Source organism: Halomonas sp. IOP_31 (genome assembly GCF_021151495.1).
Taxonomy (GTDB): domain Bacteria; phylum Pseudomonadota; class Gammaproteobacteria; order Pseudomonadales; family Halomonadaceae; genus Modicisalibacter; species Modicisalibacter zincidurans.
This window is the reverse complement of the sequence record NZ_JAIRBP010000054.1, coordinates 1-11,640: the sequence shown is the minus strand read 5'-3', so window position 1 is coordinate 11,640 and position 11,640 is coordinate 1. Positions and strand designations below refer to the sequence as shown.

At 64.8% G+C, this 11,640-nt stretch carries 8 protein-coding genes; 3 read left to right on the top strand and 5 right to left on the bottom strand.

What is annotated here, in order from left to right:
- Positions 1-111: 111 nt before the first annotated feature.
- The 5 genes from K7I12_RS16695 to K7I12_RS16675 all read right to left on the bottom strand — a co-directional run bounded on the left by K7I12_RS16695 (position 112) and on the right by K7I12_RS16675 (position 7,793).
- Entirely contained in the window at positions 112-1,809 is a 1,698-nt protein-coding gene (locus K7I12_RS16695; RefSeq protein ID WP_231664742.1) for an IucA/IucC family protein, read from the bottom strand.
- Positions 1,810-1,916: 107 nt separating this feature from the next.
- Positions 1,917-2,756 (bottom strand): HpcH/HpaI aldolase family protein, encoded by an 840-nt coding sequence (locus tag K7I12_RS16690; RefSeq protein ID WP_051907489.1) that lies wholly within the window; start codon positions 2,754-2,756, stop codon positions 1,917-1,919.
- Complete coding sequence (locus K7I12_RS16685; RefSeq protein WP_231664741.1) at positions 2,750-4,645, bottom strand: IucA/IucC family protein; 1,896 nt, start codon at positions 4,643-4,645, stop codon at positions 2,750-2,752. The genes K7I12_RS16690 and K7I12_RS16685 overlap by 7 nt, the downstream gene beginning before the upstream one ends.
- Positions 4,646-4,702: 57 nt before the next feature.
- Positions 4,703-5,989, bottom strand: a complete 1,287-nt coding sequence (locus K7I12_RS16680; protein WP_031384364.1) for a type III PLP-dependent enzyme — start codon at positions 5,987-5,989, stop codon at positions 4,703-4,705.
- Entirely contained in the window at positions 5,982-7,793 is a 1,812-nt protein-coding gene (locus K7I12_RS16675) for an IucA/IucC family protein (RefSeq protein WP_031384365.1), read from the bottom strand. Before K7I12_RS16675 ends, K7I12_RS16680 begins: the two co-directional genes overlap by 8 nt.
- Before the next feature lie 392 nt (positions 7,794-8,185).
- Between K7I12_RS16675 and K7I12_RS16670 the strand changes: the two genes are divergently transcribed.
- The 3 genes from K7I12_RS16670 to K7I12_RS16660 form a co-directional block, all read left to right on the top strand.
- On the top strand, positions 8,186-9,031 hold the full coding sequence (locus tag K7I12_RS16670) for an ABC transporter ATP-binding protein (protein WP_031384366.1): 846 nt from the start codon (positions 8,186-8,188) through the stop codon (positions 9,029-9,031).
- Positions 9,032-9,058: 27 nt separating this feature from the next.
- The gene (locus K7I12_RS16665; RefSeq protein WP_031384367.1) at positions 9,059-9,982 is read left to right on the top strand and encodes a sucrase ferredoxin; all 924 of its coding nucleotides are present in this window, start codon (positions 9,059-9,061) and stop codon (positions 9,980-9,982) included.
- A gap of 482 nt (positions 9,983-10,464) precedes the next feature.
- On the top strand, positions 10,465-11,640 hold a 1,176-nt coding region (locus K7I12_RS16660), incomplete at its 3' end, for an IS4 family transposase (RefSeq protein ID WP_231664740.1).

Sequence of the window (11,640 nt, the reverse complement as noted above, 5' to 3'; positions counted from 1 at the left end):
TGTGTCTCGACGCTGGGTAATTGATCAAAACGTGACCGATTCTTGCTGAATCCAGCATGAAGAGCTGGCCTGATCACTCAGCAGGCCGAACTCGCGCCAATGGTGCAATATTCAGGCTAGGCGGGCGGCCATCTCCCGCCAAAGATCATGGCGCGACAGCGAGTAGTGATCCGCCAAGGTGTCGATGATCGCCCGCAGATTGACCTGTATCGCCAGGGTCTGCAGCCAGAACAGCAGGGCCTCGAGACTGTCGTGATAGAGGGTATTGGCGTGGCCGGGCTTGATGCAGTAGCAAGGGTCCTGCATGCCGTGCTGCTCGAGGCGCGCGACACTGATCCTCAGAGAATCATGATCGCGCAGCAGCAGCCCGTGGCACCGCCCTTCCTTGAAGATAAGCACGGCATTCTGGCCATGCACTTCCGCCAGCATGCCGAGCCGCAACATGCGCAGGTTGATGTCGAAGAAACTGTCGCACAACTCGCCGAACAGCGCCTGCACCGAAGCGGGGCTGGCCGGCATGCCGCGCTGTGCCAGCCAGTCGTCGAATACGTGATGCTCGCCCCCCGGCAGCGGTGTTCCCAGCGTGGCCATGGGCACCAGACGCACGCCCGGGTCGTCCAGCAGTGCACTGGGATAGCTGCGCACCATGGCGGACAGATGCCGCGGCGCCTCGTCGAACAGCGTCGCCCCCTTCGGCATGTAGGCCCACCACTTGCCTTCGTCACACAGGTAGAGCGCTTCGGCAAGCCGGGCATCCTTCTCCTTGGCCTGATGCAGCAGGCGGGCGCTGAGATCGCCATTGAACATCTTGACCGCCGGCAGGTAGCGCGAGGTGCCGAGCGAATGGATGGCCATCGGCAGTTTCAGAAAGTGCGGGCTCGCCGTGGTCGGAGCCAGCGAGCGCAGCGACGAGGTCGCCAGCCAAGGCTCCGTGACCGTCACCAGCGAGACGCAGTCTCCCGCCGCAAAGGCCGCTTGCAGCCAATGGGGAAGCGCATGCTCGTGCTGCCAGGGGTGCACGGGAATGGCGACGTGGCTCCGGGCCAGGCCGCGCGACGTCAGCTCATCCTCCAGGGCTCGGCGAGTCTCGTCACCGGCGAGCCACTGCACCGCCACGGGGCAATCCTTGCCGACGCCGGCGCCGGTCATCACCTGGTCGCGGGCCATCGCAACCCAGCGCAGCCGGATGGGGGCGTTGAACTCGGCCATGTAGGCGCGATACTCAGCCTCGCTGAGCCCTTGCTTGGCCTTAGCCGTGGGATGATAGGGCCGGTCGAGCAAGGACGCCCACTGCTCCATGATCGCGAAGTGCTCGGCAGTGTCGCGCCCCGGCAGGTCGCGCGTCTCCACTCGGTGCCCCATGGAACTGGCGGCCTGCCAGAGGCTGTCGGCAAGCGCTTTGAGGAACACTTGCTGTCCCTGCTCCAGGGCCTGCTCGTCGCTATCCGTCACGGCAGCGAAGATCCGGCACATGAAGGCGACGGGGTCGAGTGACGCCCACTCCCCGCGCTGGTGATGCCTCACGATCACCGGAGTTTGAGACACCTTTTCCCACGCCTGGGTGATGCCGGGCTGCAGCAGCATGACGATGCTGTGTTGCGGGTCCTGCCACCAGTGCCAGAAGCGCTGCGAAGGGTTGCCGCAGTGGGCCTCCTGGAACACCGGCAGTCGGGTGAGCCAGTCGTCGGCCTCGGTGGCAACCAGCCAGGCCGCGTCAAGGTCATCCAGCAGGCCCTCGACCAGCAGACCGTCCACCAGTGACTGTAGGATCTGCGCCTCGGCATGGCGCTGGGCATCAAGGGTTTTCATGGTCGTGCACTCCATCGAAGTGTCGGGAATAGCGGTGTCGGTACGGTCGGGCGAGGCGTCATCGCTCGATCGATGAGAAGGAAAGGAAACATTAGCCATCGGTGACCTCATGAGCGGGTGGCCTCGCTCTCTCGCGGCGCCTGTGACTCGCCGTCTACCGGCGCCCGGGCCCCGCTCTCTACCGGCGCCCTGGCCTCGCCGAGCGCCCGCTGCAGGGCGCGAAAGGCGATGCCCCGCTCATCGCCCAGTATGAAGGCGCTGACGCCACGCGCCTGCCACCCGGCCTTGGCCTCCGCGTGACGCAGAAAGGCGCAATAGGGAATGCGATGCTCGCTCGCCGCACGCTGAACCGCCTCCAAAGCCTGGACGACGTCGGGATGGCCGGTCTGCCAGGTCACGCCCAGGGACTGGGACAGATCCGCCGCTCCCTCCAGCACCATGTCGAGGCCTGGCACCGCGCAGATCGCCTCGATCTGCGCCACACCTTGGCGGCTCTCGATCATGGCGACCACCATGATCTCCCGGTTGGCCTGGACGACGTAGTCTGCCAGGGAGTCCTTGCCGAAGGCGCCGGGCCGCCCGGCATTGAGGCTGCGCTCGCCCTCCGGCGCGTACTTGCAGGCGGCCACGGCACGTTCGAGGGTCTCGGCGTCCTCCACGTTGGGCAGCACGATCCCCTGGGCGCCGCCGTCGAGCAGGCGCAGCAGGGTCTTGGGGTCGGCGTCCGCCACCCGTACCAGGGGCGTCAGTTGGTAGCTCTCGGCGGTGCGGATCATGTGCTCGACGGTTTCCGGGTTGATCAGCACGTGCTCGGTGTCGATCACCACGAAGTCGAAGCCCGCCTCGGCGATCAGCTCGATGGAGGCGGCCGTGGGCAGGGAAGCCATGATCCCGTGGACCTTCCTGCCTTCGGTCAGCGCCCGCTTCAGTCGGTTGGTCCTCAGCATGACGCCTCCTCGCCCGGCGCGAAGGGGGCCAGCGGATTGGGGACGTGCTTGACCTGGGGGTCGCCGTCGCCGAACAGGCGACGGCGGGCCAGGGCTTCCACCTCCCAGCGGGGCGCGAAGACGTCGAAGCATCGGTAGCGATCGCCGTGCTGCGGATGGGCGCGCTGGTAGGCCTTGATCGCCTCCGCCGTCATGGCCCAGAACAGCGACTCGTCCAGGCCGAAATGCCGGTGTAGGAAAATCGCCATCTCCGCCAAGGCGATGAAGAAGAAGGCATCGCAGGAGTAGTCGCGGACCGCTTCCGGGTCATCGGTGACGATGAAGGAGTTGCGGTTGAGGGCGGCATGACGCTCGGGCACGGGCTCCAGAGCCGGGGCCAGCTCGGGGCGTGCCAGATGCGCCGTGCTGAAGCGCACGCCGTCATGGAAATCCTTCAATGCCACCCTGAGCGGCCAGCCATCGCGATGGATGACCACGATGTTCTGGCCATGGGATTCCATTCCCACGCCCTCGGCGAACAGCAGGTGAATGATCGGCAGGGTGGCGACATCCACGAGCTGCCGGGTCCAGGCTTCCAGCCCGTGGCGCTCCACCCAAGGCGCGATGAAGGGGACGCCAGGCGCCCCCTCGGCGTCTCGGGTGAATTGGCTCAGCCCATTGAAGGGCACGGCCCGCTCGCCGTCCTCCAGAAACTCGCCGACGTTCTGGCGCCAGATGGCGCCGACCTTGCCGTACACGTCGTTGTAACGGGTATCAGGAAAGGCCCGCTCGTCCAGCGCCACGCCGGCCACCTCGCCGAGAATCACGAACCCCGCGGCCCTGGCGGTGGCGTCGGTGTCGATGAGCCGCTGCAGCCACTGGGTGATGATCGGCCCGTTGGTGACGGTGTGGCGCGCCAGGATGCGCGTGCTGGACGTATTGGTGATGCTCATCGCCAGCTTGAGATACGGCTGGTACGTGTCTCGCGGGGCCAGGGTACGAATCGACTGCTGCGCGGTATAGGTCGTCTCACCCTCGCCCAGCAGGGCGATCTCACCGCTGGCAAGCTCCGGGTATAGCACCGCAACCAGCGCGTTTTCCCACTGCCAGGGATGCACCGGCATCAGCACGACGTCGTCCCGCGCCAGTTGGCGCTGCGCGAGGTAGTCGTCCAGGCTCGCCAGCACGCGCGGTCCGACGTCCTTCGCGATCCGCTCGGCAAGCGCCACGCCGCTGATGGCTCCTTGATGCGCCAGGCGCGTCGGCACGGCCAGCCACCCTACCCGCAGCGGTTGGGCGAACTCCGGCCCATAACGCTGATTGTCCCTTAGGGAGAAGCCGAGTCGTGACTTGTAGCAGGGGTGGTAGCTGTGCGCATCGGTGAAATACTGCTCCAGGGCATCGGCATCCAGCGTCTGCGGTGTCTCGTTATAGGGCACCGGCCAGGCGGATGACTGCACGTCCTTGATCAGGGTCTGTGTCAGTTCATTGACAAAACCGGGCTGGATCGCCACAGCGCCCAGCGCCGCCTCGAGATCCTCTATGAACCGCTGCAGGCTTACCGACTCCGGCGAGCCCGCCGGGCCCTCGACCACCAGGGTGGCATGCGCGAGGCGGATCAGTTGAAAGCTGTGGCACTGCCAGCCGCTCACCCGATAGCGACGCTTGCCCAGCGTCAGGGTGAATAGCATGGTACCGGCGATATCGGCCTCCGGCTCGGCGACGACCTCATAAGGAAGCACGTCCTCGTAGAGCAGGGTCTGCAGCAGCTGGCCGACGACGCGCTGCTCGATACGGGTGTGATGCCGCCAGTGCGCCAGGGAAGCGAACGGCGTGGAAATGGATATCGGAGCGTCGGGATCCCCCTCGATTGCCGCGACCGGCGGCAGAACACGTTCCTGTGATGACATGATGTACCTTCAAACTTGGAAAATGGATCGGCGAAGCGCCTCGGTCAGAACATCGGCTCAGCCCACCGACTCGGCGTGCCGCTGGCCTCGCGTCTCGAGCTCGCGGCTCTCGCGGCAGTTGCGAGAGCCGCGGACGAAGATCTGCTCGGGACGCGGGTGGCACAGGAAGTCCGCGTGAGAGATGTTGTAGCCATAGGCACCGGCCAACGGCAGCACCAACAGGTCGCCCACCGCCACCCCCTGCAGCTCCTGGCGGCGGCTCAGCACGTCCTTGGGGGTACAGAGCTGACCCACCACGGTCCAGGACTGACGCTCGCCCTCGCTCGCCCGCTCGGGGTCGCGGGGCAGGTGAATGACCGGGTGATCGTGCCCCTGGGCCGCGGGCAGACGGAAATGGTGGGTGCCGCCTCGACAGACGAGGAAGCCCTCCCCATGGCTGACCTTGGTATCGAGCACCTCGATCACGTAATAGCCGCAGAAGGCCGAGAGGAAACGGCCGATCTCGAAGCGCACCAGCGGTGGTTCGTGCATGGCCTCAAGACGCTCTCCCAGGGCCTGACACAGGCCAGGCCAGTCGAACTGCTCGGATGGTTGGAGATAGTTCACACCGATACCGCCGCCCACGTTGAGCTGTGTGACCCGCTCGGGATGGCGCGTCAACGCTCGCCACCGGGGCCAGCGCTCCAGATAGGACGCCAGCAGCCGCTGGTGTCGCTGCTCGCAGGTCTGGTGCGACATGGCGTGAATATGAAAGCCGACCAGGGTCAGGTTCGAGGCGTCATCCACCGCTCGCACAGCGTCAGCCAGTTGCGCCTCATCGATGCCGAACGGCGTGGCGGTGCCGGCCATTCTCAGGCGGCTGGAGATATCCGCGGGCAGCGCAGGATTGATGCGCAGCAGCACGGCCTGCAGGTGATCCAGCGACGCTGCGATCGTCTGCAAGCGGGCGATTTCGCCAAGGCTTTCGACATGAAAGGCCTCGACACCTCGCGTCATGGCCTCACGCATGTCGGAATCCAGCTTGCCCGGTCCGGAGAGCACCCAGGGGCGCGGCGTCGAACAGGCGCAGGCCCGCGCGATTTCGCCGCCGGACGACAGCTCCAGCCCATCCACGACGGGCGCCAGCGTATCGATGATGGCCGCCTCGCTGTTGGCCTTGATCGCATAGTAGAGCTCGACGCCGGTTGGCAATGCCGCCTGCATGGCGCGGCCGTGCGCGGCGAGCGCCGGCAGGTCATAGAAGAATGCCGCCATGGGCTCGCGACACGCCCGGCGATGCGAGGCAATGGCGGCGAGGATGTGGTCGGGAATCATGTGCTCGGAAATCGAGAGACGCTCAGCCATAGGCCACCTCCCTGCCCATGGCCTGGGTGACGCGCCAGGGGTTGGGCAACGACACGTACTGCGCCTGCCGGTCCGCCTGGGCCATCAGCCGTAGCTTGAAGTTGGTCTTGCAGGGTAGGTCGCCTCCCGCCAACAGCGCATCCAGCTCGGGGGCCGACGTGCCCAGGTTCTGTCGCACGCGACGCAGCTCGTCCAGGGTGTCCTGCCACAGCGCATCGCCAAGGGCCGGGCGCTGCCAGCTCAGCGCCAGGATCGCCTCGGCGACATGATTGACGAGCAGGCAATAGGCGATACGGTTCCAGCCCCGCTCACGGCGGTAGGTCATCGACTCCTTGACGCGGGGGTGCAGTGACTCCCCGGCGAGCCAGTCCACGCCCTTGTCGCTGGTCAGCTTGACCCCTTCGAAGTCACGCAGCAGCATCTGCCGGGGCATGCCGTCGTCATGGATCAGCACGCAATTCTGCAAATGGGGCTCCATGACGATGCCGTGGCGGAAGAACAGCCCCATGACCGGCGCCACCAGCGTACCCAGGTAGGCCTGGAACCACTGCCGGACGCGGCCTTCCGACGGCAGGGTGTCGCCTCCACCGGCAAGCGACGCCCTGTCGAGGAAGGACAGCACCATGGGCGCCAGCTGGGCATCTCGCGCAAACAGCGTCGCGCTGAGCAGGCAGCGCTCGGACGAGAAGCGCTCGCAGAAATTTTCCCGCAGGATCATGCCGGTCTGCTCCCGGAACCAACGCCTGTCGGCATCAATGCCCGCGGCCGGTGCCCAGTGCACCGTGGCTGGTTCCTGTGCCACACACAGCCCTTCCAGGGCCGCATCCTGCTGTTGGTCGAGCCGATGCATAATGCGGTCGATGACCAGCGTACTCTCCAGCTCGTACCAGGCGTTCTTACGCACACAGTTGGTGATGCGCACATTGAGCGATCCCTTGAGGAACCAGGGATGTCCCTCGATGTACCAGGTGCGCATGGACACGGTGGGCGCGGCGCGCCAGCCGCTCTGTCCGAGATCGCCGATGACGCCGTCCCCGATCAACGCCGCCACCCGGGCATCCTGGCGGAAAAGATCGGCTTGCACCGGATGCATGCTGAGCACGACACGATCGCCATCCTCGGCACGGCTCTGGTCCGCCACATGCGGCAGCACGTCCAGGGCACTCAAGCGATTGGCCTGAACACTCAGCCCGGCCACGGGAAAGGAGAATTGGTGCAGGGCCGTGGTGGCGCAGAATTCCGGCGCGTAGGCAGGCTTGTCCTGCAGCAGATGGGGCGGCCACTGCCTGGCCTTGGGCGTGGGATGATTGGGGTGGCCGAACCACAGCCCCTGCTCACTGCGGCGATAATCCGCCAGCGGATGCAGCCTCGGTTGTTCGACGGCGTGGGCGACGATCGTCGTCATGACGTCCTGGCTCTGCACGACCTGATCGCATAACTCTTGATTGAGCCTACCGTCATGCCACTGACAGTGTTCCAGCAGCGCGGAGACCAATTCCGCTATCCCGGGGACGTGCCAGCTTGGGGCTCCCGCCTCCCGAATGTAGGCATCGGAGAGGTAGAAGTGGCTGCCGATGACCGAGCGCCGGTCCACCATCACGAACAGCGAAAGCGATGCCGACCATTCGATCTCAAGTGGCGTGCCATGCAGCTGCTCCGGCAGGCCTTCCCGCTGGGCTGGCCATCGATAGGACAGCGTGTCATGGGGTATTGCCACTTCCTTGATGATGCAATTCAGCAATGCATGCGTCGATGCATGTCGGCTCGTCTCGCCGGGTAAACGAGAGAAACGGGCGTAGCTCATATGGCCTCCGCAAGAATGCGTCCTTTTAAAGACTCACCTGCCCGGTAGCCGGCCGTGCCGTCGACGAAAGCCCCTGTCCTCGTCGGTGGCTTTTCCGCCGTCGGCTTCTGGCGCCCATTGGCCTGTGAATCCGCGTCACCCTGACTAATCACGTTGCGAAGCTGTAATTGGCTGTTGTGCTGGGTCGATGACAAAAGTCATTATGCAAATGCGAATCATTATTCTAATCATTAATAAAAAACCTGTCCATGTTCACCGAGCAATCCGTTCGCCATGGCCTGACACCCCATGGTTCTGAATAGGCCAGATAGAGGACGTTTAGACGTTGAAAATGAGAATTTTTTGGCTTACGGTTCTTCGGGCCTAGGAACCTGACCAACGAGCCAACTCAAATGCCCTCGACACCTGCCAAGCCGCCGCGACTGACGGGCGAAGCCCTGCGTGCCGGGTATGCATCCCGACACGTACTCGACGGCGTCGACCTGGCGGTGGCCGAGGGCAAGCTGACGGTGCTGCTCGGCCCGAACGGTAGCGGGAAGTCGACGCTGCTGAAGACGCTGGCGCGCACGCTGACGCCCAGTGCCGGACGTGTCTGTCTCGATGGCAAGGATATCCACCGCCGCAATACCCGCGAGGTGGCACAGCGCCTGGGCATCCTGCCGCAGGGCCCATCCGCACCGGAGGGACTGACGGTCAGGCAACTGGTCGGCATGGGGCGCTTTCCCCATCAGCGGCTATGGCAGCAGGATGCCAAGCAGGATGCTCGCGCCATCCGCGAGGCGATGGCCTATGCCGATGTCACGGACTTTGCCGAGCGCAGTGTCGACGCGCTCTCCGGCGGACAGCGCCAGCGCTGCTGGATCGCCATGATCCTGGCCCAGGAGACGGACCTGGTCCTGCTCGACGAGCCGACGACCTTTCTCGATCTGAAGGTTCAGGTCGACCTGCTGGAGTTGCTGGTTCGGCTCGCCCACGACAAAGGACGCACGCTGCTAGTGGTACTGCACGACCTCAACCTGGCCGCGGCCTATGCCGACATTCTGGTGATGATGCGCCAAGGCCGCATCGAGCATAGCGGGCCACCGGAAACGGTCTTCACCAGTGCCCACCTCAAGCAAGTCTTCGATCTCGATGCGCATGTCATTCGCGATCCGCATACCCGGCGCCTGCTCTGCGTGCCCAGTCTGACGGGCACGACACCCATCCCTCAGGTGGTGTCCGGGGTCGCGCATGGCTGACCACCCCGTTACCACGATGAGTCGCCGATGACCGCCGCCCCCAGACAATTCTGTGCCATCGAGAGCGCCGAGATCGGCGACCCGCTGGTGGGCACCGCCGCGCATGCCACACGCAACATGCTAATCAGTTGGCCGCGGGCCAAGTGGCTGCGCAACCTGCGCCAGGCCAGCGACATGCCCGAAGGTGTGCTGACTCTGCTCGACGCCATCGCCGACGGCGGACGACGGGTCAACCTGATTCACCGCCGGGAGCAGCCGAGCCACCGGCACCGGGTGGTGCTGATGCCGGAGTGTCGGACGTACGACGTAAAGAGGGAGGAACTGGCCGAGCTGCTGCATGCCTTCGTCGAAGGAAGGTCGCTTGAACGCTGGCGGGCCGGCCGCGTCGAGGGGTCGCTGATTCTTTGCTGCACCCACGGCAAAAAGGACAAATGCTGCGCCAAGTTCGGTTACCGCAGCTACAAGGCGCTGGCCAGCGCCGCGCAGCAGCATGCCTACCCCTTCGAGGTCTGGGAGAGTTCCCACCTGGGTGGCTGTCGGCTGGCCGCCAGCGTCATGGTCTTCCCGGCACTGCGCAAGTACGGCCGCCTCGCCGCCGACGATATCCCGCGCCTGTTGCAGGCCGAGGCCGAGGATCGCCCCTACCTGCCCTGCTATCGCGGCGACTCGACGTTGACGCCGCCCGAGCAATGTGCCCAGGTCGCCGCGCTAGCGTGGCTGGAAAAGCGGGGAATGCGCGGCGGAGTGAGTGTGAAAGGCGAAGCCAGGCGGGTCGACGCTCACCGGCTGAGCGTGCCCGTACGCTGGCAGACCGCGCAGCGCGAGGGATGGCTGGAAGTGACCTGCCGTGCCAGCGAGCTCATCCGCCACGATACCTGTGCCGACTACGAACGCGACGGCGCCAAGCCCAGCCAGGTCTGGCATGCCATACATGTCGTTGAGCAAGCGTAGGTGGACCATCCTCCTTGGGCGAAGACGTTTCTGCTCGTCCACATCAGAGAGCGGCCAACTATCCACTCGTGACAGGTTCAGCTTTTCAGCTCTTGGTTAGGGAGCCTCCTATGGCCTCTGCTGACACCTGTTCGCCCATCCCGGCACCTCATGGTGCCGGTAGCCAGTGGCAGACGAACAGGCCGCCCGGGCAAGACGCGCGACCTTGCCTCGGGCTTCCTTCAGATTCCGCCTCGCAGTGGACACCCTTGCCGTTCGGCTAACGGTTCCCGCTATCAGGGGCATAGGGGACTTTCCCCCAGGTCATCCCGAGGCGCCATCCTCCGGAGCAGCGCCAGTCAGGCCCTGCGCGCCATGCCTGGCGCACCACGCATAAAAAAACCGCCCGAATCGAGTAATGCCAGTCAGTTAAGCCTATTCTCTATAAGCTGATGATGAGGATGAGATCGTCCCGTGTCAGATCCACTGACACGGGACGACCCATGCATTTCAGCGACGCCATTGATGCCATTGCCAAGGCGGCACCCGAGGATTTCTCCAGCCTCTCCGAGGTGCTCTCTCCCGAACTGATTGACACCTGTCTTGAGCAAGCCGGCGTGGCCACACTGCGCAAGCGTCGCCTGCCCCTGGACATGGTGGTCTGGGCCGTGGTCGGGATGGCCTTGTTTCGGCATATTCCGATGGGACAGATCGTCAATCACCTCGACATCATGCTGCCCGGCAAACGCCCCTTCGTCGCGCCCAGCGCCGTGGTGAAGGCACGTCAACGGTTGGGAATCGGGCCCGTCAAACGGGTCTTCGAGCAGACCCAGGCCCTGTGGCACCAACAGACGCCGCATCCTCACTGGTGTGGCCTGACGCTGCTGGGCGTTGATGGCGTGGTCTGGCGCACCCCCGACTCCCCCGAGAATCAGACGGCCTTCGCGCGCACGTCCAATGCCCAGGGGGAGGCGAGCTATCCGCAGATTCGCATGGTGTGCCAGATGGAGCTGACCAGCCATCTATTGACGGGCTCGGTCTTCGACAGTGTGGCGAGCAGTGAAATGGAACTGACGCCCGAGCTCATCGCCAGCACCCCGGATCACTCTCTGACCCTGTTTGACCGAGGGTTCTATTCGCTGGGTCTGCTGCATGCCTGGCAGAGCGCCGGCGAGCAACGCCATTGGCTTATTCCGCTGAAGAAGGGTACGCAGTATCAGGAAGAACGCTCGTTGGGGCGGCAAGATCGCCTGGTGACCCTGACGACCTCGCCTCAGGCCCGCAAGAAATGGCCGGACTTGCCGGCGACGATGACGGCGCGTCTGTTACGGCGCAAGGTGAACGGTAAGGAGGTCCAGATCCTGACCTCGATGATCGACCCGCTGCGCTTTCCGGCGGCGGATATCGTCGATCTTTACGGCCATCGCTGGGAAATCGAACTGGGCTACCGGGAAATGAAGCAATCCTTGCTGGGTAACCGCCTGACGCTGCATAGCCGGACGCCGGAGATGGTCTTCCGTATCCCCGATCGGTCAGGCGCCGACCACAGAAATACCCAGATCGAGATAGGGGTCGGGAAGGCTTCGCCTCCCCGCCCGAACCGTGCGTGCGGTTCTCCCGCACACGGCTCTCCAGTCGATGGTTTCAACATCGTGATTGGCTCGCTTGCTGCCAGGCTT